General features: G+C 54.1%; 17 protein-coding genes. 3 read left to right on the top strand and 14 right to left on the bottom strand.

Annotated elements, in window-relative coordinates; all coding sequences use genetic code 11:
• Positions 1 to 212: 212 nt before the first annotated feature.
• The 3 genes from rsmC to hemL all read right to left on the bottom strand — a co-directional run bounded on the left by rsmC (position 213) and on the right by hemL (position 4052).
• On the bottom strand, positions 213 to 1232 hold the full coding sequence (gene rsmC, locus R2X38_RS21810; protein ID WP_317524463.1) for a 16S rRNA (guanine(1207)-N(2))-methyltransferase RsmC: 1020 nt from the start codon (positions 1230 to 1232) through the stop codon (positions 213 to 215).
• A gap of 101 nt (positions 1233 to 1333) precedes the next feature.
• Entirely contained in the window at positions 1334 to 2419 is a 1086-nt protein-coding gene (locus tag R2X38_RS21815; protein WP_317524464.1) for an AI-2E family transporter, read from the bottom strand.
• A gap of 334 nt (positions 2420 to 2753) precedes the next feature.
• Entirely contained in the window at positions 2754 to 4052 is a 1299-nt protein-coding gene (hemL, locus tag R2X38_RS21820; RefSeq protein WP_317524465.1) for a glutamate-1-semialdehyde 2,1-aminomutase, read from the bottom strand.
• Positions 4053 to 4329: 277 nt separating this feature from the next.
• On the opposite strand from hemL, the gene clcA reads away from it, so the two are divergent.
• Positions 4330 to 5733: a H(+)/Cl(-) exchange transporter ClcA gene (gene clcA, locus R2X38_RS21825; RefSeq protein ID WP_317524466.1), complete on the top strand. Its 1404-nt coding sequence runs from the start codon at positions 4330 to 4332 to the stop codon at positions 5731 to 5733.
• Between the two features lie 60 nt (positions 5734 to 5793).
• The gene (gene erpA, locus R2X38_RS21830; protein ID WP_107301349.1) at positions 5794 to 6135 is read left to right on the top strand and encodes an iron-sulfur cluster insertion protein ErpA; all 342 of its coding nucleotides are present in this window, start codon (positions 5794 to 5796) and stop codon (positions 6133 to 6135) included.
• Positions 6136 to 6251: 116 nt separating this feature from the next.
• Here the strand turns inward: erpA and R2X38_RS21835 are convergent, their stop codons facing one another.
• On the bottom strand, positions 6252 to 7571 hold the full coding sequence (locus R2X38_RS21835) for a peptidoglycan DD-metalloendopeptidase family protein (protein WP_317524467.1): 1320 nt from the start codon (positions 7569 to 7571) through the stop codon (positions 6252 to 6254).
• A 127-nt stretch (positions 7572 to 7698) separates the two neighbouring features.
• On the opposite strand from R2X38_RS21835, the gene tyrS reads away from it, so the two are divergent.
• Entirely contained in the window at positions 7699 to 8886 is a 1188-nt protein-coding gene (gene tyrS / locus R2X38_RS21840; RefSeq protein WP_317524468.1) for a tyrosine--tRNA ligase, read from the top strand.
• Between the two features lie 138 nt (positions 8887 to 9024).
• Here the strand turns inward: tyrS and R2X38_RS21845 are convergent, their stop codons facing one another.
• From R2X38_RS21845 to gltB (R2X38_RS21890), 10 genes are all read right to left on the bottom strand, one after another.
• Complete coding sequence (locus R2X38_RS21845; RefSeq protein WP_317524469.1) at positions 9025 to 10023, bottom strand: questin oxidase family protein; 999 nt, start codon at positions 10021 to 10023, stop codon at positions 9025 to 9027.
• An 89-nt stretch (positions 10024 to 10112) separates the two neighbouring features.
• Positions 10113 to 10529 (bottom strand): VOC family protein, encoded by a 417-nt coding sequence (locus R2X38_RS21850; protein WP_317524470.1) that lies wholly within the window; start codon positions 10527 to 10529, stop codon positions 10113 to 10115.
• A 168-nt stretch (positions 10530 to 10697) separates the two neighbouring features.
• A complete protein-coding gene (locus tag R2X38_RS21855) occupies positions 10698 to 11309 on the bottom strand; it encodes a TRIC cation channel family protein (RefSeq protein WP_317524471.1) in 612 nt (203 codons plus the stop codon).
• A gap of 120 nt (positions 11310 to 11429) precedes the next feature.
• Positions 11430 to 12254, bottom strand: a complete 825-nt coding sequence (gene btuF, locus R2X38_RS21860; RefSeq protein ID WP_317524472.1) for a vitamin B12 ABC transporter substrate-binding protein BtuF — start codon at positions 12252 to 12254, stop codon at positions 11430 to 11432.
• Positions 12255 to 13211 carry a cobalamin biosynthesis family protein gene (locus tag R2X38_RS21865; RefSeq protein WP_317524473.1) on the bottom strand — a complete coding sequence of 319 codons (957 nt, stop codon included), beginning with the start codon at positions 13209 to 13211 and terminating at the stop codon, positions 12255 to 12257. It lies immediately after the preceding gene.
• A gap of 1 nt (position 13212) precedes the next feature.
• Positions 13213 to 13911, bottom strand: coding sequence for a 5'-methylthioadenosine/S-adenosylhomocysteine nucleosidase (gene mtnN, locus R2X38_RS21870; protein WP_317524474.1), 699 nt, complete (start codon positions 13909 to 13911; stop codon positions 13213 to 13215).
• A 119-nt stretch (positions 13912 to 14030) separates the two neighbouring features.
• Positions 14031 to 15443 carry an FAD-dependent oxidoreductase gene (locus tag R2X38_RS21875; RefSeq protein ID WP_317524475.1) on the bottom strand — a complete coding sequence of 471 codons (1413 nt, stop codon included), beginning with the start codon at positions 15441 to 15443 and terminating at the stop codon, positions 14031 to 14033.
• 12 nt (positions 15444 to 15455) lie between these two features.
• Positions 15456 to 19919 (bottom strand): glutamate synthase large subunit, encoded by a 4464-nt coding sequence (gltB, locus tag R2X38_RS21880; RefSeq protein WP_317524476.1) that lies wholly within the window; start codon positions 19917 to 19919, stop codon positions 15456 to 15458.
• A gap of 349 nt (positions 19920 to 20268) precedes the next feature.
• Positions 20269 to 21741 (bottom strand): glutamate synthase subunit beta, encoded by a 1473-nt coding sequence (locus R2X38_RS21885; RefSeq protein WP_317524477.1) that lies wholly within the window; start codon positions 21739 to 21741, stop codon positions 20269 to 20271.
• A complete protein-coding gene (gltB, locus tag R2X38_RS21890; RefSeq protein ID WP_317524478.1) occupies positions 21734 to 26281 on the bottom strand; it encodes a glutamate synthase large subunit in 4548 nt (1515 codons plus the stop codon). Before gltB (R2X38_RS21890) ends, R2X38_RS21885 begins: the two co-directional genes overlap by 8 nt.
• Positions 26282 to 26655: the final 374 nt, after the last annotated feature.

The following is a 26655-nucleotide window of genomic DNA, read 5'->3' on the forward strand; positions in this document are numbered from 1 at the left end:
TGACGAAATTAACGGTTCAATCGTGCGGAAAAATCACCATAACCATCAGTTATACTTTGTTTTTTCGTGGAAGCAAGAAAGTGGTAGCGGAAGCGTGTGCCGACACACAGATTTGACGTTTTTGCCGTCAATTATGGAGACGAAATTGCCCAGAATGAGCAGTTTTGTATGAAAAGTTGGGCTGAGGCCGGGCGTTACCCGGCCTCATTAAGTCATTTTTTTGCAGTGTAAATACTAAATTTATTGTTCTTGGCTGTGGTCTCGCAGTTGCCCAGGCTTTCCTCGATAAGCGGTGGATAACGGAGGAAGCTGTTAGCAACAATGATCAGTTGGCCTTCATTGTTTAGGTACTGCGGCGCCTTGGCAATAAAGTCTTCCGTCGCGGCATAGAAGGTTTTCAGTCCGGCATGGAATGGCGGATTGCTGATCAGGTAGTCGTATGGGCCTTGCAGGGACGCATAGACATCAGTGGCTGTAAAGGTTGCTTCCAGTTGGTTTTCCCGGAAAGTCTCTTCGGCAGATGCGATGGCCAAGGCGCTGATATCACACAGTTCCAACTCAATGGATGGGTTGTTGGTTTTCATTACCGCACCAATGACACCGGCCCCACAGCCAAAGTCCAGTACGCGGCCTTTCAGTGAAGGCAGGGTTTCCAGCAGCAGTTTCGAACCTTGGTCGAACTCACCGTGGCTGAAGACGCCCGGCAGAGAGCGGATCGTCAACTCGGTACCTGCGATGCTAAGTGGGTAGCTGCGGAACCAGTCATTGATATCGAAAGCCGGAGCCTGGGTATCGCAGCGGCCCCAGAAGAAGCTGCAGCGACGGGCCGAATCGTACTTGGTAAGCTTGCCATAAGGGGCGAACATTTTCTCGGCACTACGCACACCGCTACGGTTTTCACCCACGACACAGATTTCGGTTTCCGGACCAAACTTGGCCAGCAGCATCGCCAACAGGTACTCGGCTTCGGCTTTGGCTTTCGGCCAATACAGCAGAATCATATCGATATCGGCTTCATCACTGAACTCAGCGCCAAAGGTTGTATGGATATTGCTAAAGGCAGCCATACGGCGGGCATAGCCGAAATTGGTGGTAAAGATCGTTACTGATGCAGCGGTCTGTGATAGCTCATTTGGAAAACTGTCATCGAGCTCACCGGCCACCAGGACTTTGCGGTTTTCGAAAAACTCTAGTTGACGGGCAGCAACCTGACTAGCAGCACTGTATGACATAACGACCTCAAGAATGGATGAAAGCTGTGTTGGGGCGCGAATTGTTCCACAAAAATGCGGATAAGAAAAGCCGGGCTGGGGCAGAGCCCCAGCCTAACTGATTAATGATGGTCTTGGTGCTGGAGGAAGTCCTGGAATTCGGCTTCGTAGAGCTTGAACAGTACCAAGGTGACGGCGAAGATAATCGGGCCGTAAATCAGGCCGATCAAGCCAAACACATGCAGGCCCCCAATGATGGAGAAGAAGATCAGCAGCGTACTCATGCCTGAGCTGCCCTGCATCAGCAGTGGGCGCAGGAAGTTATCGATTGAACCGACCACAATCGCTCCCCAGCCAGCCAAGAACAGCGCCCACTCCCATTTGCCGATCAGTAGCAGGTAGATACTGGCCGGTAGCCAGATCAGCGCGGTACCGACAACGGGGATCAGCGAGGCGAAAGCCATCATCGAGCCCCAGAACAAACCCTGGAACCCGGCCATCCACATCGCAAAGCCACCGGCAAAGCCCTGGGCCAGCGCGGTGAGGAAAGAGCCGAGAACCGCGGATTTGGCCACTTGCTCGACTTCGTTAAGCACCGCATCTTCCTGGCTGCGCGAGAGCGGCAGCACATGGCGGATGGTCTGAACAATCTTGTCATGGTCGCGCAGCAGGAAGAACAGCACGAACAGCATCAGCATGAAATTGATCAGGAAGTTGGTGGCATCTCCCAGCAGGCGGGCACTGACATTCAGCAACTGTGCGCCGAACTTCGAAGAGGCAGAGGCCACTTTCTGGACCATGATCTGGGTATCGACCGGCTCGAACGGTGAATACTTTTCGATAAGCGAGAGGAGTTTGACCACATAAGGGTGGGCCAGCACTTCCTGTACCCCGCCTGAGGTCAGCCAGGTATAGCTCTCCTTGGAAAAGGTAGTGCCCTGATGGATGATTGAGCTAAACACCACCAGCATCGGGATCACGATGATGAAGGTCAGCAGGGTGCAGGACAGTACCGATGACAGGTTGGGCGAGCTAGGCATCAACCTGTCCAGCTTTACATGCAGCGGGTAATAGAGCAGTGATATGATAAAAGCCATCACGATCGGGCCGATATACGGCTCAATCAACGTGTAGCTGGCGTAGGCAGCCAGCGCCAAAGAGGCAATGAGCATCCAGTGGCGAGATTCAACTTTGAATGGTTTGGGCACTGTGCATCCCTTATCGATAGGTTTAATGAGGCTATTGTTGCTGTCTGGTATTATGATTGCACCACATTGCTTACGAGGCAATCGATAATATCTGTCTGATTTTCCAGCGAGGAGGTATGACGATGGGGTGTTGTGACTGTGGTTGTGAGACCAAGAAAAAAAAGCGGGTTCCGCTGGCGGTTTTGGTCTTGGCTGCATTGGCCGTTTTGGCGCTTGTCTTCTGGCAGTAATGCGTAGATTCTTATTTTAGACCGTCCCAAAAGTAACAAGCCGCTCAGTGAGCGGCTTGTGTCTATCGGCTTTTCAAAACGAATAGGGTGACGTCAGCACCGTATTATGCGGCAGCTTCTTCTGCCAGGGTCTTGAAGGCATACTCTGCCGCACCCAACGTGGCTTCAATTTCCTTGTCGCCATGGGCTAGCGAAGTAAAACAAGCTTCGAAAGCAGAAGGTGCCAGGTAAACGCCTTTTTCCAGCATCAGGTTGAAGAAACGCTTGAAGCGCTCGATATCGCATTTGGCAACATCGTCGTAGCAGTTGACTGCTTCCTGATCGGTAAAGAAGAAACCGAACATTGCACCTACCTGGTTGGTTTTCAGTGGAACACCGTACTTATCAGCCAGAGATTGGAAACCTTCTGCCAAGCGCTGGGTCGTGCTGGCAAGCTGTTGCTCATGACCTTCTTTGGTCAATACGCTTAGGCAAGCGTGGCCAGCGGCCATGGCGACAGGGTTGCCCGATAGGGTACCTGCTTGGTAAACCGGACCGGTTGGGGCCACATATTCCATCACTTCACGGCGGCCACCGAATGCACCGACTGGCATACCGCCACCGATCACTTTACCCAGCGTGGTCAGATCCGGTTTGATGTTGTAGTAACCCTGCGCACCGCCGTGAGACACACGGAAGCCAGTCATGACTTCATCGAGGATCAGCAATGCGCCAAATTCATCACAGATCTCACGCAGGCCTTCAAGGAAGCCGGGTACCGGTGGGATACAGTTCATGTTGCCGGCTACAGGCTCGACAATGATACAGGCGATCTGCTCTGGGTGCTCGGCAAAGGCTTCGCGAACAGAGTCTAGGTTGTTGAAAGTGCAAGTTAGCGTGTGTTTGGCAAAGTCAGCCGGTACGCCCGGCGAGCTTGGCTGGCCAAGGGTCAGGGCACCGGAACCGGCTTTCACCAACAGGCAATCGGCATGGCCGTGGTAGCAACCTTCGAATTTGATGATCTTGTCACGATTGGTGAAACCACGGGCCAGGCGGATAGCACTCATGGTCGCTTCGGTACCCGAGCTCACCATACGCACCATTTCCATCGACGGCACCAACTGGGACACCATTTCAGCCATGGTGATTTCCATCTCGGTTGGTGCGCCAAAGCTCAGGCCCTGCTGGGCAGCTTTGATAACGGCATCACGTATAGCGACATGGTTGTGACCAAGGATCATCGGACCCCACGAGCCAACATAGTCAATATAGGCTTTGCCATCGGCATCGAAGATGTAGGCGCCGTCTGCGCGCTCGATAAATAGCGGGCTGCCGCCCACGCCGGCAAAGGCACGGACTGGTGAGTTAACGCCACCAGGGATCGTCTGTTGCGCTTTGGCAAATAAATCAGCTGACTTGCTCATTGTGATGTCCTGTTATTGAAGATTGTCCGATTTGAACTGTCGGCATTGTACCTAGGCTAATGGGGGCTTTCAATTGGGGGCGACGGGAACTATGGGCCGGCGCAAAGCATTGCGGGGCACAAAAATGCTGTGCATCACTGCAAAGCTAGTTTTCAACATTGAATATGTAAAAAAAACAACCGGTCAGCTATGCTTTCTCAAGGCGCTTTCCCTATATAAGGCGTCCCTTTCTATTGTTTCCCGGCTCCGGGATGATTTCATACTTACGGCATTGTTGATGACAGAGAAAAACCAAGGCACACCTGCGCCTGAAAGACTGCAGCCGAGCGGGCTGGTCCGGCGCTTTTTATCCCGAGACAAAACCCCTGTATCCGTCCTTTTCCTCTCCGCGCTGGTGGGCCTGGGAGCGGGCTTGCTGTCGACCTTGTTTGAGATTGCCGTGCACTGGGTGTCCGAGCAGCGAACGGAATGGTTACGTCATGAAATCAGCAATATGCTGCCGTTGTGGTTGTCGGCTTTCTTGATCAGCGCCTTGCTGGCCTTGGTGGGGTATTACCTGGTCCATCGTTTTGCCCCGGAGGCGGCCGGTTCGGGGATCCCGGAGATTGAAGGGGCGATGGATGACATCCGTCCGGTGCGCTGGTGGCGGGTGCTGCCGGTTAAGTTTATCGGTGGCCTGGGTGCACTGGGCTCCGGCATGGTACTGGGCCGTGAGGGGCCTTCGGTACAGATGGGCGGTAATATCGGCCGGATGGTCTCCGATCTGTTCCGACTGAAAGATAAAGAAGGCCGCCATGCGCTGCTAGCCTCGGGGGCCGCAGGCGGTTTGGCCGCTGCGTTCAATGCCCCGCTGGCGGCGATCATGTTTGTGGTCGAGGAGATGCGGCCGCAGTTTCGCTATAGTCTCATTTCGATTAAGTGCGTCATGATATCGGCGATTGTTGCCAATATCGTGTTCCGTAGTATTTCGGGCCAGCAGGCGGTGATCACCATGCCGCAGTATGATGCTCCCTTATTGCGCTCGCTATGGTTGTTCCTTTTGCTCGGGATGGCCTTCGGTATTTTCGGCGTGGTGTTCAATAAGCTGGTCACCATGGCCCAGGATATGTTTGCCCGTATCCACCGCCATGACCGCCGCCGCTATTTATTAACAGGGACGCTATTGGGGGGAAGCTTCGGTTTGCTTCTGCTGTATGTCCCTGAAATGACCGGAGGGGGGATCAGCTTGATCCCAAGTGCGACCAATGGCGAGTATGGTATCAGCATACTATTTATCCTCTTCTTGGCCCGTGTGGCGACCACCTTGTTGTGTTTCGGCTCGGGGGCGCCCGGTGGGATCTTCGCGCCGATGTTGGCATTGGGCACCTTGTTCGGTACTTTTTTTGGTGCCATTGCCCAGCAGTTGTTCCCCGAGCTTGGCCTGCAGCCGGGGATGTTCGCTATTGCCGGCATGGGGGCACTGTTTGCTGCCACAGTAAGGGCGCCGATCACCGGTATCTTGCTGGTGATAGAGATGACCGATAATTATGACTTGATCCTGCCATTGATCATTACAACCCTGGGGGCAACTATGCTGGCACAGGTACTTGGCGGTAAGCCAATTTACTCTCAACTCTTGCATCGAACCATAGAAAAGGAAAAAATGGCAAACAGAGAGCAGTCTACGGTGGTCAATACTTGAACGAGATAGTCAGGTATTAGATAATCACAACCATGACCGAGAGTATTTGAGAGGTTTTTAATGAGCGATGCTAATCTGCCGCTGAATTTTTCTGATGTTGCAGCGAACAAAGTGAAAACGCTTATTGCCGAGGAAGAGAACCCGGAGCTGAAGCTACGTGTTTACATCACCGGCGGTGGTTGTAGTGGTTTCCAGTATGGCTTTACCTTCGACGAGAAAGTCAACGAAGGCGATACCACAATTGAAAAAAGCGGCGTCACACTGGTTGTTGACCCGATGAGCCTGCAATACCTGATCGGTGGCACGGTTGATTACACGGAAGGCCTGGAAGGTTCCCGCTTCTTCGTAAACAACCCGAACGCGACAACCACTTGTGGTTGTGGTGCATCGTTCAGCGTCTAATTGAGTATTGGCAGCCAAACAGGTTGCCCGTGCATTGGCGAATAAACGGACGAATAAAAAGCCGCTCCCGAGAGGGGGCGGCTTTTTTGTTGGCTGTGGCTGCGGATAGGTACGTGTTAGGTACGGTTGCCAAGCAGTGGGCTGTTGTCGGCAATAAACTGGCTGAAGTGGTTTAGCTGTGCCATCCGCTCTTTGGCGTACTTCTGGAACTGGGTCTTTTCCTTGCCGCTGAGCGAGCGGGCCTGAGGCAGTTTTACCGTCCTCGGGTTCTTGTGTACGCCGTTGACCAAGAATTCATAATGCAGGTGCGGGCCGGTAACCCGGCCGGTGCCACCTAGCGTACCGATTGTCTGTCCCTGCTTGACTCGCTGGCCTGTCTTGACTTTGCGCTTGGTCAGGTGGAGATACTTGGTAATGTAGGTCGAGCTATGGCGAATGAAGACATAGTTACCGTTGAATTTGTTGTAGCTCGATTGCATGACTACACCGTCACCGGCTGCCCAAATCGGGGTACCGACCGGGGCTACGTAGTCAGTACCTCGGTGGGGACGGACCTGTCCGGTCACCGGGTGCAGGCGGCGCGGGTTGAAGTTCGAACTGACGTAACGGAAGTTGATCGGTGAGCGCAGGAACGCCTTGCGCATCGCCTGGCCTTTCTCATCATAATATTTGCCATCTTCACTGCGAATGGCAGTAAATGTCTGACCCAAGTTACTAAAGGTGGCGGCAAGGATATTGCCACGGCCGATTGGCTCGCCTTCAACCAGGCGCTCTTCAAATAATACAGAGAAGCTGTCACCGGCACGGATATCCAAGGCGAAGTCGATATCCCAGCCGAAGATTCCGGCAATTTCCATGATTTGGTTGGCTGTTAATCCTGCTTTATCGGCGGCATTCCAGAAACTCGACGTGATCACGGCTTGGGCAAAGTTGAGCTGAAGGTCAACCTCTTTGCTTTCCTTGTTCGAATAGAAGGTATCGGCAGTGCGGGTGATCACCAAGCTGTCGGTTGCGCTCTGTGGCTGGATCAACTGGACCAATTGATTGTCTTCGTCAAAACCAAAGCGTAATTTGTCGCCCGGACGCAAGCTAGTTAAGGTTTTGGTGCCATCATCGGCATTGACCAAGCGGTAAAGGGTCGCAGGCGATAAGCCAACCTTGTTGAATACCACCGCCAGGCTTTCGCCGGATTGCACTTCGTGTTCTTTCCACTTAAGGGCGGGAACTGTGGGCTTTTCATCACCCTCCATCGGCCGAAGCTGGTCGGTATCGAGAGAGATTTCCAGCGGGTAGAGCTTGCCGATTTCGAATTTTCGCTCAGGGTGTCCACTGCTTTGTGAGCTCGGCCATAATATTAACACCACGAGCAGCGTGCTGATCACGGTGATGAGAGTTTGGTGCATCCGTGGCAACCGGCGGAGTATCGGTACTTGCATGTGGTGTTTTTTTGCGATTTCGTAAAAAATAAGACAACCCTTAGTCTAACTGGTTTCAAAAAACATCGCTATTCAAGTAAGATTGAGGATTATTACTTTTTTGCCAATTCTGTGGGAGCGAACAAGAATGGCCAGCATTGAACAAGCTTTAGCTGAAATTAAGCGTGGTGTGGATGAGCTGATTCCGGAAGAGGAGCTGATTGCCAAGCTAAAAGAGAACCGTCCTCTGCGAATCAAACTAGGTGCCGATCCAACTGCACCGGATATTCACCTGGGTCACACAGTGATCTTGAACAAACTGCGTACGTTCCAGGAGCTAGGCCATGACGTCACGTTCCTGATCGGTGACTTCACCGGTATGGTGGGTGACCCAACAGGTAAAAATACTACCCGTCCACCGCTAACTCGCGAAGACGTACTGCGTAATGCGGAAACGTACAAAGAGCAGGTTTTCAAAATCCTCGATCCTGCCAAGACCAAGATTGAGTTCAACTCGAGCTGGCTGTCAGACCTGGGCGCAGAAGGCATGATCCGCCTGGCCGCAAACCAGACAGTTGCCCGTATGCTTGAGCGCGACGACTTCAAAAAGCGTTACAACGAAGGTCGCCCGATTGCGATCCACGAATTCATGTACCCGCTGCTTCAGGGCTATGACTCGGTAGCCATGGAGACTGATGTAGAGCTAGGTGGTACTGATCAGAAGTTCAACCTTCTGATGGGCCGTGAACTGCAGAAAGCCAATGGCCAGAAGCCACAGGTTGTCCTGACTATGCCACTGCTTGTTGGTCTGGACGGCGTGAAGAAAATGTCCAAGTCTGCCAACAACTACATTGGTGTGACTGACGTACCAAGTGAGATGTTCGGTAAAATCATGTCTATCTCTGACGATCTGATGTGGAACTACTTCGAATGTTTGTCTTTCCGTCCGTTGGAAGAAATCGACCAGTTCAAGGCTGACATTGCGGGGGGCCGTAACCCGCGTGATGTGAAAATTTTGCTGGCGAAAGAAATCATTGCCCGTTTCCACAGCGAAGCCGATGCCGATGCGGCCGAGCAGGAGTTCATCAACCGCTTCCAGAAAGGGGCGATGCCAGATGAAATGCCAGAGTTCGAATTCGAAGCCGGCATTGCGATTGGTAACCTACTGAAAGATGCGGGTCTGGTAAACTCAACCTCTGACGCGATGCGTATGATCCGCCAGGGCGCGGCGAAAATCGACGGCAACAAGATCGAAGATACCAAGCTTATCCCTGAAGCCGGTACTGCGGTATTCCAGGTTGGTAAGCGCAAGTTTGCCCGTGTGACGCTGAAGTAATTGCTTCAATAAAGATACCCTGAAGGTGCCCAGTGTAAACTGGGCACCTTTTTTATGCCTGTGGTTTATGTGCTCGTGCTACTTCGCATGAAAATTGTTTGGCATGAATATGGTTACGCACCCGTAGTAGGCTCCTTCTCATACGACTTGATGCGCAAGCAACGCGTTGACAGCAGCAGGGTACTCGGGCAAGGAAAAATACTGGTGGAGGTAGGCGCAGCTATAGGCCAGTTTGACGACATGATCGTCCTTGTTACTGAGTGTCTGCCCGAGCCAAATTTTCCACTGTTCATTGCTTGCAAGTGGTGAAGTCTGGACCACTTTCATTGAGATGCTGTTTGCCCTGGATACACATAATGCGGCAATGTAGGATTGCCAGAAGTAGTTTACCGCCAAGCCTTTTTGCCCTATCAGCGGCATCAGGGCATGTAATGCCTGCAAGCCTGTCACGCCATGCAGCAGGGTAAAGTTACCGGATGCCAGATAAAGTCGGATACTGGTTTGCGCGATGGCTTCAAAGGTAAGGTCTGCGGGGATGGCAGAGATGGCCTGGTATTCCGGTATGCGGGTGAGCTGATCGATTCTGTCAACAATGTTGCCGGGCTGGAATGAATAGTCCTTGAAGTGCCCGAAGGCCATTTGGGCCTGCTCTAGCCCCTGGTACTTGTGCGTTATTTCCAAGTCGCCAAGCGGCTGGAACTCACTGGACCAATATGCCAGGGCAATGGCTGTTTCCGCTTTGTCTTGCACCTGCACGGCATAGCTGAGGCGGATCAGGGCATGGAAAGCCGCGGTCGCCAACCCCGGAAGCAGTTGAGGTATGGCATTTTTCACTGTTTGTTCAATCCCTTCTTTTTCAACCTGCTGGCGATAAGCGTGCAGGAAGTAGGGAAAATGTTGTTTGTTGCCCAAAATGGCAGTGCCGGATTTTGCTGTAGAGGATGCCTGGCGGATAGGCTCGAGCCGCGGAATATAGTGGCGGTAGAATGCCTCCAGTTGGAAGTCTGTAGCACCACTGAATGACAGTGCGGCCAGCGCCATTGGCAAATGATTGGATAGGCCGCCTTGGTAGCTTGGATCAAACTGCTGGCCTTGCCTGATCAGTTGCAGCGCCTTAGGGGAGATAGACTGGAACATGTTGAAACCTCTTGCTAGAGGCGGTTTTCAAGCCATGGCTTGAACAGCAAACCGTTACTCGTATTTTTTGGAAACCAGTACGCAGATTGTTACTGGCTGTAGTCGTTACGCTGACTGTTATCTTGGCTCAGGTACTCGATAAACTCCCACTCTATGCCATTGGGATCCCAGAAGTACACCCGCTTGCACCAAGGGTGCGACGTCTCCATCTCATTTTCTTTGTAACCTGCTGCCAGCAATCGGGCTCTGACTTCCATAATATCTTCAGTCACCAAGCCAATATGGTTGATACCACTGTCTACATATGGGGTACGGTCTACAGAGTCCCGCTCGACGACCTCCTGCAGGGCGAGGTAGCTATGTTCCGTCCCGATATGGCACCAGCGGTAGCTATCACTTTGGCCGCAATGGCGGACAGTAAATGCCGGCAGGGCGGTCTGGATGAACTCGATAGTGCGATCGATGTTGCTGACCGTGATGTTGGCGTGTTCTACGTAGGGGGTCATAGGCACCTCTTTTTATTAAGTAATGTTTTTTGTTTACTTAAGTGTAGGGCTCGGGGTTGGTAAGTAAAGTTTTTTATTTACTTAATGGGCCGGAGTTACAAAAAAACCGCCAGCGTGGCGGTTTTTGTGAAAGATAAATACTGCTTACATGCCAAAGCGCGAGGCTGATCAGTGCCTCAGGGCAAACGTCGGCAGGGAAAGGTGCCAGCGAATTGCTGCCAGGCGAATAGTTAGTGTCGTGATAATGCCGGCCAGGGTCGCGATAGCGGTATCAACGTTGGCTGACAGAGCAACGGTGTGGACAATACCGCCAAGGATACAGGCGGTGGCATACACCTCGGTACGCAGTACCATCGGGATTTCACGTGCCAATACATCACGAATAACCCCACCACCACAGCCGGTCATCACACCCATGATCACTGCGACCATAGGCGTCGCACCAAAACGCAGTGCCTTCTCGACACCAATTGCTACGAAAACCGCAAGGCCGATGGCATCGGATACTGGCAATATCCACCAGGGCATCTGGCGCGGGCGACGGATTGCCAGCATGCTGACTAAACAGGTAATGAAAATCACCCATAGGTAATTGGTATCGGTGATCCAGAAAACAGGTGTCGCGCCAAGGGCCATATCGCGGATGGTTCCCCCTCCAATGGCGGTGACGCTAGCCAGCACCACAACCCCGAATGGGTCCATCCGGAGCCTGCCTGCCAGTAATACACCCGAAGCGGCGAACACGGCCGTTCCGAACATATCGAGAAGATAAATGAGCATCATGATACCTGCTGAGTCAGAGAATATAGGGCGATCGCGCAGATTGTACGACGAATAAGCTGGCTGACAACTCGCTGCAATCGCTTTGTGAGGTGACTCACATTGATTGTTGATAGCGTGTTACAGGTCGCTCTCGCGTACCTGATCTAGATACTGGCAAACCTCTTCGGCCGCCTTGATGGTACGTGGTGTAGGTCGGTTCAGCCAGTCTGATGTCACGGTAAAAATATGCTGTTTTTCTACTGCGGGTAACTGCTCTCGCCAATTGTTCCACACTGAAGGATCGGCCGCGGCATGGGAGGTACCGAAAATCACCTCTGGCTGGCGGATAATCACCTGTTCTTGTGAAACCTGAGGGTAAGCGACAGTACTGTTGGCGAAGATGTTCTGTCCGCCACATAAGGAGAAGACTTGGCTCGGCCAGTTATCACCCGCGACAGTGATGATCGGACTAGTGCTAAGTTGATAGAAGTAGCTGACCGGTTGTTTTTCTTTGTGCGCCAGGCGCAGCTTGTCCAGTCGCTGGCGGAAGTCTTGAGCATTGTGCTGGGCTTGCTCCGGCGTGTTAGCAAACTGGCCGAGTTGCTCGAGGGTAGCCGCAATGTCTTCCAGTGATTTCGGGTTGGAATAAAATACCTTGAAGCCTAGTTGCTCCAGCCGGGTCATTTCGCGGGTCGGGTTTCCACCTTCCCAAGCTAGGATCAGATCCGGCTGCAGGGCAACAATGCGCTCCATTTTGATCCCGCGGTAGTTGGCGACACGCTCAAGGGATTTAGCCGCTTCCGGGTAGTCGCTGTAATCACTGGCAGCGATCAGTTTATCGCCGAGTCCTGCAGCATAGGCCATTTCGGTGGTGTGGGGCGAAAGGCTGATGATGGTTTTCACTGGCTGGGCAGAGGCAAAGAAGGCTGGGAATAACAGCAGGCAGAGGGCAGCGAAACGCACTTAAACGGCTCCTTGTAGCATGAGTAATAATAGGCTTTGGACAATCACCCATGCCCATAGGCGCTGGGTGGCGAGGCGATTGATTTGACTCAAGTGGAAGGCTGCGGGCGCAATTCTGCCGCCGAGTTTGGGTCGCTCCACCTTGGTTTGGTCATAGATAGCCGGCCCGCCCAATGACAGTGACAGCTTGTGCCCGGCAGCAGCCAGTAACCACCCAGGACCTGGAAGGAGCCAGCTTTCACCCTGCTGCTTGAGCCCTTTTAGCGCTACCTGGGCGTTATGCCCGATAGTCAGGGCGAGGGCAAACAGGCGCAGTGGCACGATATCAAGAATCGCGAGGGCGGTGGTGGCCGGCTGGCCAAAATGGCGGAACTGCTGTCTGGTGGGTGACCAGCAGCGACTGAGCTCAACGGCTAGGCGATAAAGGAGCGCGCCGATCCCGCCAGCAAGGGCATACCAGAACAATACCCCAGCGACCAATCGTCCATAGCCGATCAGCATGGTTTCTGCGCCGGCCTTGCCGAGGCCAAGCAAAGAGAGGCTATCGGTATGGCGGTTGAGTTTGCTGGAAAGCAGTGTTCGGCAATGAATTTTATCTTCCCGGCTGTAGGCTCGGACAAACTGCTTGCTGAACTTGTGCATATTGCGCCAATCGAGGGCAACCCAAAGCAACAGGAGATGGAAAGCGGTATCGATCCAGACCAGTTGGTAAAGGCAGATAAGTACAATCAGAACAGTGAGCCACAATAGAGACCACGACAGCAGGCCTGAAAGGCGTTTCTGTTGCGGGGCATCATTGGGTTTATTGACTTTTTGCGCGAGGGTTAAGGCTAATTGGCGCCAGATTTGTAGCGGGTGTAACTGGGAAGGGATGGGCAACAGCCATTGCAATGCCAGTGCACCCCACAAGGCTAGCAGGGTGCTGTTTCCGGCGATATTTGCAATGGCGTCGGTCATCTTATTGGTTCAGCAGGTCAACCATCTTGGCAACCATAACCGATGAGCTCTGGGCTGCAACTGGCAGGAACTCTTCAAAGCTCATTGGCGACTCTTTGTCTGCCACGTCGGAAATGGCACGGACAACAACGAATGGTACGTTGAACTGGTGGCAAGCCTGGGCAATGGCTGCCGCTTCCATCTCAACCGCAATCACTGACGGGAAGTTGTCACGAATGAAGGTTTGTTTTTCTGCCGAGCACACGAAGGCATCGCCAGTACAGATCAGGCCGCGTACCGCGTGGGTATCACCCATGGTCGCCAGAGCCTGCTCGGCAACGTCCATCAGCTTGGCATCAGAAGCAAACGCCGCTGGCTGTTGGGCCATCTGGCCGATTTCGTAACCGAAAGCCGTTACGTCAGCATCGTGATAACGAACTTCTGTTGAGATCACTACATCGCCAACATTCAGGCTGCTGTCGAAGCCGCCGGCAGAGCCTGTGTTTAATACGACATCTGGCCGGAAGATTTCTAGCAGTACTGCACTGCCGACTGCCGCTGCTACTTTACCGATGCCTGACTGAAGCAGCACCACATCATGGCCGTTCAGTGTACCTGTGTAGAAAGTACAACCTGCTTTGTGGTGCGTGTCGCAGTTAGCCAGTTGGTCTTTTAGGATGGCAACTTCTTGCTCCATCGCGCCGATAATGCCGATTTTCATCAATACAGTCTCTTGTTAGGTAACAAGCCCCCATAAAGGGGGCGTGGGAATGGGCAGATTGTAACATGCTGGGCGGCAATTTTGCCAAGTTGCCAGCCGGTTAGTTATGCACCTAATAGCTACACATCTAGGTAGTCGAGGATACCGTCTGCGGCGCGGCGTCCTTCGTCAATGGCAGTGACGACCAGATCCGAGCCGCGGACGGCATCGCCGCCGGCAAAGATTTTCGGGTTGGTGGTCTGGAAGGCAAAGTTGCCGCCCTCCGGTGCCTGGATGCGGCCCCACTGATCCAGCTCGACCCCGAACTCAGCCAGCCATGGCATCGCATGGGGCTGGAAACCAAAGGCCATGATCACCGCATCGGCCGGCAGGATGTGCTCGCTACCCGGCACAGGCTCAGGGCGGCGGCGACCCGCCTCATCGGGCTCACCAAGGGCGGTTTTGACCATTTTCACCCCGCTAATTTGCCCATTGCTGCCAAGCTCCAGGCCAGTCGGCTGCAAGTTGAACTTGAATTTCACACCTTCCTCGCGGGCATTTTTTACCTCGCGCTTGGATCCGGGCATGTTGGCTTCATCTCGGCGGTAGGCACAGATAACACTGCCGGCACCTTGGCGTACCGAGGTGCGAACACAGTCCATGGCAGTATCACCACCGCCGAGTACCACCACATTCTTGCCTGCCATATCAATGAATGGCGGACTGTCATCGAGCCCCATCACCCGGTAGGTATTGGAGATCAAAAACGGCAGGGCATCGAACACCCCCGGGGCGTCTTCGTTCTCCAAGCCTGCACGCATGTTCTGGTAGGTGCCGACACCAAGGAAGACCGCATCAAATTCAGCGGTCAGCTCGGCCATTTGAATATCTTTGCCGACTTCGGTGTTGAGGCGGAACTCCACACCCATTTCGCTGAAGATCCGGCGGCGGTTGATCATGACTTCTTTTTCCAGCTTGAACGACGGGATCCCGAAGGTCAGCAGGCCGCCGATCTCTGGATAGCGGTCGAACACCACTGGCTTGACGCCGTTACGCACCAAGATATCTGCACAGGAGAGACCAGCAGGGCCAGCCCCGATGATGGCCACTTTCTTGTCGGTCCACTCGACATGGGACATGTCTGGTTTCCAGCCCATCTCGAAGGCCTTGTCGGTAATGTACTTCTCGACATTACCGATGGTGACGGCACCAAAGTCATCGTTAAGGGTACACGACCCCTCGCACAGGCGGTCTTGTGGGCAGACCCGGCCACAGACTTCCGGCAGGGTGTTGGTCTGGTGCGACAGCTCAACCGCTTCGATGATCCGTCCCTCGTTGGCGAGTTTGAGCCACTGGGGGATATAGTTGTGAACCGGGCACTTCCATTCACAATACGGGTTGCCGCAATCGAGGCAGCGGTCAGACTGGGCGCTGGCCTGTTGCTGGGTGAAAGGTTCGTAGATCTCGACAAACTCAATCTTGCGCACTTTCAGTGGCTTTTTGGGTGGGTCGATACGTGCAACATCGATAAACTGGTAAATATTCTGGCTCATCGGGTTCCCTCCCTATTGTGCTTGAATGCGCAGCTCAGCAGCTGAGCGACTCTGGTGGCCGAGCAAGGTATTCACATCGGCAGTCTTTGGTTTGGCCAGGTAAAAACGCGGGATCCACTGGTCGAACTCGGCCAGTATCTCCTGAGCCCGATCCGAGCCGGTCAGCTCGAGGTGCTGGTCAATCAGGCCGCGCAGATGCTCCTGGTGGATCTTGAGCTCAGATAGAGGCAGGGCCTCGACCAGCTCAGGGTTGACCCGTCCGGCAAAGTCGCCGTCTTCATCGAGGATGTAGGCAAAGCCCCCGGTCATCCCGGCGCCGAAGTTGACCCCGGTCTTGCCGAGAATGGCGACAATGCCCCCGGTCATGTATTCGCAGGCATTGTCACCCGCACCTTCGATAACGGCGATGGTGCCGGAGTTCCTGACCGCAAATCGCTCACCAGCTTTACCGGCGGCAAACAGCTTACCGCCCGTTGCGCCATAAAGGCAGGTGTTGCCGATAATGGTTGATTGGTTGGATTTGAAAGCCGAGCCAACTGGTGGGCGGATGACTATTTGCCCGCCAGTCATGCCTTTACCGACATAGTCATTGGCATCGCCGGTCAAGAAGAGGTTAAGGCCTCCGGCATTCCATACCCCGAAAGATTGCCCGGCAGTACCGGTCAGGTGGAGGTTGACCGGTGTCGACGCCATCCCCTGGTTACCCCAACGCTTGGCGATTTCCCCCGATAGTCTTGCGCCTACCGAGCGGTCGGTATTACGGATGTTCTCGAAGATGTTTGCACCGCTACGCGCTTCGATAGCTGGCAGTGCCTGTTCGAGTAGGGCGGCATTGAGCGGTGCATTATCGAACGGACTATTGCTTTCGCTGCAGTACAAGGTTTTGCCTTCCAGAGGCTCGCTGGTCGCCAGTACTGGCGATAAATCCAGCTTGCTCTGTTTGGCGGTATAGCCTTCGATGACTTCGAGTAAGTCGGTACGGCCGATCAAGTCGGTGAGCTTTTCTACCCCGAGCTCTGCGAGCAGTTCTCGGACTTCCTCACCAAGGCCGATGAAGTAATTCATCACCTGCTCGGGTAATCCTTTAAAGAAATCGCGCCGCAGGGTTTCGTCCTGCGTTGCCACGCCCGTTGCACAGTTATTGAGGTGGCAGATCCGCAGGTATTTACACCCTAGTGCCACCATTGGCGCGGTACCGAAGCCAAAGCTCTCGGCGCCGAGTATAGCAGCTTTGACTACGTCCAAGCCGGTTTTGAGGCCACCGTCGACCTGGAGCCGGATCTTGTGGCGCAACCCATTGGCGACCAACGCCTGCTGGGTTTCGGCAAGTCCCAACTCCCAAGGGCTACCGGCATATTTGACCGAGGTAAGCGGGCTGGCACCGGTGCCGCCGTCGTAGCCAGAGATAGTAATGAGATCGGCATAGGCTTTGGCTACCCCGGTCGCAATGGTGCCGACGCCGGGCTCGGACACCAGTTTGACCGATACCATGGCAGTCGGGTTGACTTGCTTGAGATCGAAGATCAGCTGGGCCAGATCTTCAATCGAATATATATCGTGGTGAGGCGGTGGCGAGATCAGGGTAACGCCCGGTACCGCATAACGCAATTTGGCAATTTCGGTGGTGACTTTGTGGCCCGGAAGCTGTCCGCCTTCACCGGGCTTGGCCCCTTGCGCTACTTTGATTTGGATAACATCGGCGTTGACCAGGTAATGCGGGGTAACACCAAAGCGGCCCGAAGCGACCTGCTTGATGCGGGAGTTACGCTCGCTGTTGAAGCGGCGAGGATCTTCGCCTCCTTCGCCGGAGTTAGAAAATCCACCCAACCGATTCATGGCAATAGCAAGAGCCTCGTGTGCCTCTGGACTCAGGGCACCGATAGACATTGCCGCGGAGTCAAACCGTTGGTAGAGCGCTGACGCTGGCTCGACCTTGTCGATGGCAATAGGCGCTTGATCCGAACTCAGTTTGAATAAATCACGGATCGCTGCGACAGGTCGCTCGTTAACTTGTTTGGCAAAAGCTTGGTAGTCGGCGTAGTCACCGGACTTGACCGCTTTTTGCAAGGTGCCGACCACGTCCGGGTTATAGGCATGGAACTCTCCGCCGTGGACGTACTTGAGCAAACCGCCATGCTCGATGGGTTTGCGCTTGAGCCACGCTCGACGGGAAAGGTTGAATAAGTCCTGCTGGAAATCGGCAAAGCCAGCACCCTGGATCCGGCTCGAGACACCACGGAAGCAGAGATCGACCACCTCGTCATCGAGCCCGACCGCTTCGAATAACATGGCGCAACGGTAGGAGGCGATGGTGGAGATCCCCATCTTGGACATGATCTTGTACAGACCCTTGTTGATGCCGTTGCGGAAATTGAGCATCACTTCGCGGTACGGTTTAGTTATAGCGCCGCTATCAACAAGCTGGCCGAGGGTTTCATAGGCGAGATACGGATACACCGCCGTGGCACCGAAGCCAAGCAATACCGCAAACTGGTGCGGATCGCGTGCGGTGGCGGTTTCAATGATAATGTTGGCATCGCAGCGGAGCTGCTCGGCCACCAAGCGATTCTGAACCGCCCCCACGGCCATGGCCGCAGGGATCGGCAGTTTGCCTGCATTAATGCCGCGGTCTGACAGCACGATAAGTACCGTACCGTTGCGGACCAGCCGCTCTGCCTGATCACAAATATCGATGATCGCCTGCTTGAGATCTTTCTCGTTCGGGTCAAAGTTGATATTGATGATGCTGTTGCGGTAGTGCTGGTTGTCGAGTTCCAGCAGCTGGACCAAGTCGGAGTAGAGCAGTACCGGGGAGGCGAAAGCAACCCGGTAGGCGTGGCTGTCGGTTTCACAGAACACGTTGATTTCACGGCCGATACAGGTCGCCAGCGACATCACATGTTTTTCCCGCAACGGGTCTATCGGCGGGTTGGTGACCTGGGCAAACATCTGGCGGAAATAATCGGTGACGGCACGCTCGCGGGAAGATAGGACGGCCATTGGTGCGTCATCGCCCATCGAGCCAGTGGCTTCCTGGCCGTTCTCACCGATCACTCTAAGGACCTGATCAATTTCCTCACGGTTCATGGCAAACTGCTTCTGGCAGGTGCTCAGCTCGGTATCACCGAACGAGCGGCTGCCGACTTGTTCATCGCCGAGCTCCTCGAAGGGCACCAGCCGTTTGACATGGCTGTCCATCCATTCTTTATAAGGGTGACGTCCCATCAGATCGTTATCAATGTCGGCAGAGTGCCAGATCTTGCCGAACTTGGTGTCGATCACCAGTAATTCGCCCGGCCCGACGCGGCCTTTTTCGGCCACTTCATCGGGGGCATAATCCCAGATCCCGACTTCGGAAGCTAGGGTGATCAGCTTGTCCTTGGTGATGATATAGCGGGCCGGGCGGAGGCCATTTCGGTCAAGGTTACAGGCGGCATAGCGGCCGTCGGACATCACGATACCGGCCGGCCCGTCCCATGGCTCCATGTGCATGGAGTTAAAGTCGTAAAAGGCCCTCAGCTCAGGATCCATATCCGGGTGGTTCTGCCACGCCGGCGGTACCAGCATTCTCATCGCGCGGAACAAATCCATGCCGCCGGAAAGGAATAGCTCGAGCATGTTGTCGAGGCTCGAGGAGTCCGAGCCGGTCTCGTTGACAAACGGAGCCGCGGTTTGCAGATCTGGCAATAAGGGGGATGAAAACTTGTATGCCCGCGCCCGCGCCCACTGGCGGTTACCGGCAATGGTGTTGATCTCACCGTTGTGGGCAAGGTAGCGGAACGGCTGGGCCAGCGGCCAGCGAGGCTGGGTATTGGTTGAAAAACGCTGGTGGAACAGGCAAATCGATGACTCCAGCCGGATGTCTCCCAGATCCTGGTAGAAGCGGGGCAGATCCGCTGGCATGCACAGCCCTTTGTAAACGGTCACTTGGGTCGACAGGCTACAGATATAGAAGTCGGGGTCTGCGGTGATGCGTTTTTCGATCCTGCGCCTAGCAACATAGAGGCGGCGGTCAATATCCCTTGGCTTCCAGCCGGCAGGCGCGTTGATAAAAACCTGCTCGATATTGGGGAGAGTTTCGGTCGCTATCGGGCCAAGCACCTGAGGGTTGATCGGCACCGGACGCCAGCCAACCAATGACAGGGTTTCCTTGGCCAGCTCTTCGCTGATGATTGTGCGGGCCTGCTCGGCAAGCACCGGATCCTGGCTGAGGAACAGCATGCCAAGAGCAAATTCCCGCGACAGCTTCCAGCCGTTGTCTTCGGCCACGATGCGGTAGAAGCTATCCGGCTTTTTCATTAGCAGTCCGCAACCGTCACCGGTTTTGCCATCGGCAGCAATGCCGCCACGGTGGGTCATTCGGTCAAGGGCGGAAATCGCGGTCCGGACAAGTTTGTGGCTGGTTTCTCCTTCGATATGGGCAATCAACCCGAAACCACAGTTATCTTTATCCAGCATGGGGTTATACAGTGTCATTACAACTCTCCCTAGCATCTGCCTGAATAAGCAGAAATACTGCATCTTTTGACGGTCTTCCTGACCGTCGTTGACAACCTTCACGCGTACCACGGGTTGTTTCTTGTGATTATCGGGTGGCCGCTGAAGGTACCTTTTTGCTTCCAGCGACCTTTCAAGTTAACGGCAATTTACAGAAAGGTCAAACTATAAACAATAAATTAACATCCGCTATAGGCACGGATAATGCAGTGAAATAGGGAGAGTGTAGAGTGAATAATTATGGCGAGGCGGGCTTGTGAGGAATAAAAAACCGGCCTGAGGAGGCCGGTTTGGTTTATGTTTCCCGGGTGGGTGGGGATTATCCCGACTAGGCATTCGATAGCATTAGCGAATCGGCCTTGGCTTCGAGGTTGCTGTCACCCATCAGATAGGCATCGATTTCGCGGGCACATTCACGGCCTTCGTTAATACAACGAACCACCAGTGATTGGCCGGTACGCATATCGCCAGCAGCAAATACACCTTGCTGGTTGGTGGCAAAACCTTGGGTTGCCACGTTGCCACGGTCATCGAGTTTAATGTCCAGCTGTGCTAGCACACCGGTTGGCTCTGGGTGCAGGAAGCCCATTGCCAAGAAGGCCATATCACACGGAATGATACGCTCAGAGCCTGCCACTTCGGTAAAGCCTGGGCGCTCACCTGCTTTTGCCTCTTCCCACTGGATGTCAGCAATACGCAGTGCTTTGACATTACCCGCTTCATCACCGATGAATTCCTTGGTCAGGATATTCCAGTGACGTTCACAGCCTTCCTCGTGAGAAGTCGAGGTTTTCATGATCATCGGGTAAGAAGGCCATGGCTGGTTGGCCGGGCGCTTCTCTGGCGGGATCGGCATGATCTCAACCTGGGTAATGCTCTCAGCACCGTGGCGGTTGGATGTACCCACACAGTCAGAGCCGGTATCACCACCACCGATCACCACTACATGTTTGCCTTTGGCGTGGATCTCTTCGGTTTTCAGATCCATGTCGTTGGCACGGCGGTTGTTCTGGGCAAGGAACTCCATGGCGAAGTGCACGCCTTTGAGTTCACGGCCCGGGATCGGCAGGTTGCGAGGAACTGTCGAGCCACCGGTCAGCAAGACCACATCAAAGTCCTGACGCAGCTGCTGGGCGTTGATGTTGACACCGACATGGGCATTCACTTCGAACTTGATACCGGCATCGGCCATCAGGTTGATCTTGCGATCGATAATGTCCATGCCTAGTTTGAAGTCAGGGATCCCGAAACGCAGTAGGCCCCCCACTTTCTCATCACGCTCGAACACCGTTACACAGTGACCGGCACTGTTGAGCTGCTCGGCTGCCGCCAGGCCCGCAGGGCCCGAGCCGATGATCGCGACCGTTTTACCGGTACGCGAACGCGGTGTCTTCGGTTTGGCGTACCCTTCTCGGTACGCCGTCTCGACAATGGTCTTCTCGATATTACAAATCGTGATTGGGTCTTGGTTGATCCCCAGTACACAGCCACTTTCACAAGGGGCTGGGCAAACACGGCCGGTAAATTCCGGGAAGTTGTTGGTCGAGCTCAGGATATTCCACGCCTCTTCCCAGCTGTCACGGTACACCGCGTCATTGAATTCCGGGATGATGTTACCGATCGGGCAAGAGTTGTGGCAAAACGGTACGCCACAGTCCATGCAGCGCGATGCTTGCGTGTTAATCTTGTCGCCGAACTCCTCATTAAGGACAAACTCCTTGTTGTCCTGGATACGGACGCTCGGATCCAGCTTCTTTGGCAGCTCACGGCCAAACTCTAAAAATCCAGTAGGCTTACCCATTGACGGCCTCCAACTCTTCCTTGTTTTGTGCTTCTGCCTTGCGCTTCTGTAGTACTGCCTTGTAATCCCTTGGCATGACTTTCACCATCTTCTCGAGGTTGGCCTCGAAGTTAGACAGGAAGGTTTCTGCCACAGTACTGCCAGTCAGCTCGACGTGCTTGGTTAGCATATCGTGCAGCAGATCTTTGTCTTCCTGCTCGATTGGGTCGAGGTCAACCAGCTCAGGGTTGAGCTTGGTGTCGAAGTCTTCGAACTGATCCCAAACATACGCCACACCGCCACTCATACCGGCTGCGAAGTTACGGCCTGTTTGGCCTAGAATAACCGCCACACCGCCAGTCATGTATTCACAGCCGTGGTCACCCACGCCCTCAACGACGACCTTGGCACCCGAGTTACGGACACAGAAGCGCTCGCCCGCCATACCGCGGATGTAGGACTCACCCGAGGTAGCACCGTAGAAACAGACGTTACCGACAACGATGTTGTCTTCTGGGACGATGTCAGACTTGGCATCCGGGTAGAGCACCAGCGTACCGCCTGACAGGCCTTTGCCCCAGTAGTCGTTGGCATCGCCTTCGACTTCGAACTTGACGTTCTTGGCCAGGAAGGCACCGAAGCTCTGGCCGGCAGAGCCGTTGAACTTGACGTTCATTGGCTGAGGCAGGCCCTTGTCTTTGTAAATCTTGGAGATTTCGTTCGACAGCATGGTACCGGCACTGCGGTCGGTGTTGATGATGTCAAATTCGGCATCCACCTGCTTGCCTTCGTAAAGGGCAGGGGCCGCGGCTTCAATCAGCTTGCGATCCAATACCTCTTCGAGGTTGTGGTTCTGCTCACGCTGGTTGTACACGCCGTCTTCGTCACGGGCTGGCTCGATGAACAGTACCGGACTTAGATCCAGGTTCTTGTACTTCCAGTGGCCAATGTTGTCGCGGATTTTCAGTTTGTGCGACTGACCAACCATCTCGTCGATAGTACGGAAGCCTAGCTCTGCCATGATTTCTCGTAGGCCTTCAGCCATGTACTGGAAGAAGGTCACAACATCTTCTACACGGCCGTCGAAACGCTCACGCAGGGTCTTGTTCTGGGTCGCGATACCCACTGGACAAGTGTTCTTGTGACACTTACGCATCATGATACAACCTTCAACCACCAAGGCTGCGGTTGCCACGCCCCATTCTTCGGCACCTAGCAAGGTTGCGACAGCAAGGTCACGCGGAGTCTTCATCTGACCATCGGTTTGGACTACGATACGGTTACGCAGGCCGTTCTTCAGTAGGGTCTGGTGGGTTTCGGCCAAGCCAAGCTCCCACGGTAGACCTGTGTGGCGAATAGATGACATTGGTGATGCACCGGTACCGCCATCGAAGCCCGCAATTAGCACGACATCTGCTTTCGCTTTGGCAACGCCCGAGGCAATCGTACCGACACCGGCTTCCGATACCAGCTTAACGTTGACGCGGCCGGCACGGTTGGCATTCTTCAGATCGTAGATCAGCTGCGCCAAGTCCTCGATAGAATAGATATCGTGGTGTGGCGGTGGTGAAATCAAACCGACGCCCGGTGTTGAGTGACGGGTTGCACCGATCCAGTCATCGACCTTGTCACCCGGTAGCTGACCACCTTCACCCGGCTTGGCACCCTGTGCCATCTTGATCTGAATTTCATCAGAGTTGGTCAGGTAGTAGGAGGTGACACCGAAGCGGCCAGATGCGACCTGCTTGATAGCAGAGCGTTCCCAGTCGCCGTTGTCTTTCTTCTCGAAACGGGCTGGGTCTTCACCGCCTTCACCGGAGTTGGATTTAGCACCGATACGGTTCATCGCGACTGCAAGCGTTGAGTGGGCTTCGTAAGAGATAGAGCCGAAGCTCATTGCACCGGTCGCAAAGCGTTTGAGAATACTCTCGATTGGCTCAACGTCTGCCAGCGGAATAGAGCCGGCTGGGTTTTTGATGAACTCAAGCTGGCTACGCAGGGTCGCTGCGTTATCACCCTGGGCATCAACGGCGCTGGCGTACTCTTTGAACTGGGCAAAGTCCTTGTTTCGGGTAGATTGCTGCAGCAGTGAAATAGTTTCTGGGTTGAACAGATGCTTTTCACCACGCTGTTTCCACTGGTAGACACCGCCGACATCCAGCATTTGGATTGGCACTTCGCGGGTTGGGTAACCCAAGCGGTGGCGAACCAATACTTCCTTGGCAATGTCATCGATGGTCAGACCCTGGATACGGGAAACCGTACCGGTGAAGTACTTATCAACCACTGACTTGCTGATACCAAGGGCTTCGAAGATCTGGGCGCCGTGGTAAGACTGCAGGGTCGAGATCCCCATCTTGGAGAAGATCTTCAGCAGGCCGCCGTTCACACCCTTACGGTAGTTGTTGAACAGCTCTTCGGTCGGTACTTCCGGATCCAGCTTGCGCTTGCGCTGCAGGTCAACAATGGTTTCGGTCACCAGATATGGGTTAACCGCATTGGCACCGTAGCCAACCAAAGTTGCAAAGTGGTGGGTTTCGCGGGCATCACCGGTTTCAACCACGATGTCACACTTGGCGCGCAGGCCTTTGCGGATCAGGTGGTGGTGAACAGCGCCGACTGCCAGCATCGCCGGAATGGCGGCATGGTTGGAGTTTACGGCACGGTCGGTCAGGATGATGATCGAGTAACCGTCGATAACTGCATCTTCCGAGTACTGGCAGATACGCTTCAGGGCACGCTCTAGCTTGCCGTCTTCGCCGCTGGCACGGAAGACGATATCCAGTGTCTTGGCCTGCAGGTACTCGTTATCGATAGCTCGCAGTTTTTCCAGCTCAGCATTGCTCAGTACCGGTGATTCGATTTCCACCTTCTGGCAGTGCTCAGGCGTTTCTGCCAGCAGGTTGTGGTCTTTACCCAGGTAGGTATTGAGTGACATCACCATACGCTCGCGGATCGGGTCGATCGGCGGGTTGGTCACCTGGGCAAACAGCTGCTTGAAGTAGTTCGACAGGTGCTGAGACTGATGCGACAGCACAGCCAGCGGCCAGTCGGCACCCATGGCGCTCAGTGGCTCGTAACCGGTTTTCGCCAGCGGCACAATGATGTCGTTGACTTCTTCCGAGCTCATGCCAAAGGCTTGCTGGTGGTGCAGCAGACGTTCCGGCGTTGGCTGGTGGTGCATGTTGTCCGCTTCAGGCAGGCTCTTCAATGTCAGCAGGTTGTCTTTGACCCACTGCTCATAAGGCTGGGCTGAGGCTATTGTGTCTTTGACTTCTTCGTCGGAGATGATACGACCTTGCTCAAGGTCGGCAACGAAGATACGGCCCGGTTGCAGGCGGCCACGGAACTGGACGTTCTCCGGCTCGATCTCAACCACACCGGATTCCGATGCCATGACCAGGAAGTCATCCTTGGTCACGGTGTAGCGCGATGGGCGCAGGCCGTTTCGGTCAAGGGTCGCACCAACCTGAACACCGTCGGTGAAACACACCGAGGCCGGGCCATCCCATGGCTCCATGACGTTGGCATGGTACTGGTAGAAAGCACGACGCTTCGGATCCATGTTCTTGTTTTCTTGCCAAGCTTCAGGGATCAGCATCATCAGTGCATGCGGCAGGCTACGGCCCGATAGCACCAGCAGCTCCAACGCCATATCAAAGTTGGACGAATCCGAACTGCCTTCCTGACAGATAGGCAGCAGCATATCGATTTCTTGCTGGCTGAATAGCTCAGACTCAAGAATCGCTTCACGAGCCTTCATCCAGTTAAGGTTACCGCGCACGGTGTTGATTTCACCGTTGTGGGCGATGTAACGGAAAGGCTGGGCCAGGCGCCATTTCGGGAAGGTGTTGGTCGAGAAGCGGGAGTGAACCAGCGCCAGTGCCGTCACCATTGATGGGTTCTGTAGATCAAGGAAGTATTGAGGTACCTGTTCAGTGGTTAGCTGACCCTTGTACACCAATGTCTTGTATGACAGGGAGTTAATATAGAAGTCATCACCGATGTTGGAGATGCTTTCCAGGCAGACACGCACCGTGTAGTTACGCAGAACATAAAGTTTACGCTCAAGTTCGGCAGGCTCCATGCTGGTACCGCCGGTAATAAAGACGTGCTCGAACTGGGGCTCGGTACTTAGCGGGTCGACGCCAATCATTGAATTGTCGACCGGTAGCACACGGTAGCCAATGACTTCTAGGTCAAGTCGTTTGGCATTGCGCTCAAGGATGTCACGGCACTGCTGACGTTTGTACTCGTCTTTAGGGAAAAGTACCACACCCACACCGTATTGCTCGAAAGACGGCAGGCGGATACCTTGTTTGACGGTTTCTTCCAGCAGGAATTCATGCGGTTTCTGTAGCAATATACCTGCACCGTCACCACTGCACGGGTCACAGCCTTGGCCGCCACGGTGTTCCATCCGAGCTAGCATATCAAGGGCTTGGGTGACAATTTCGTGGGATTTACGGTTCTTCAGGTGGGCCACAAAGCCGATACCACAGGCATCGTGCTCCATTTCAGGCACATAAAGTCCCTGAGCATTCAGCTCTTGATCTGTCATAGATACTTCCTTCCAGTTTCAACAGGCACCAATCCTGGCACCTGAGTTATCCCTAATTTTGGTTATGCATCCTTCACGGCTCATGGTGGACTCCTGTCCGGCCATGTCGGATGGGTTTGCTGTGGGATGATGTAGTCAATCAATAGCAAACTTCATTCTGTAGCACCTGTGCTCTGGTATGCAAAAGCGCTGCAGTTTTGAGGGGAAGCAACATAAACCACTAAATATTCGTCTGGTTTAGTTACTTTTATTGTTCATAAATTGCACACAGCTGTAACTATCCTACAATTTTGATTGATTAATTACCAACAAAAAATATCCCCACCCTGTAACATCTCGGCATCACTATGAATTAATTGCTTAATTAGGTGCGT

The sequence above is a fragment of the Photobacterium rosenbergii genome (assembly GCF_033022775.1).
GTDB lineage: Bacteria > Pseudomonadota > Gammaproteobacteria > Enterobacterales > Vibrionaceae > Photobacterium > Photobacterium rosenbergii_A.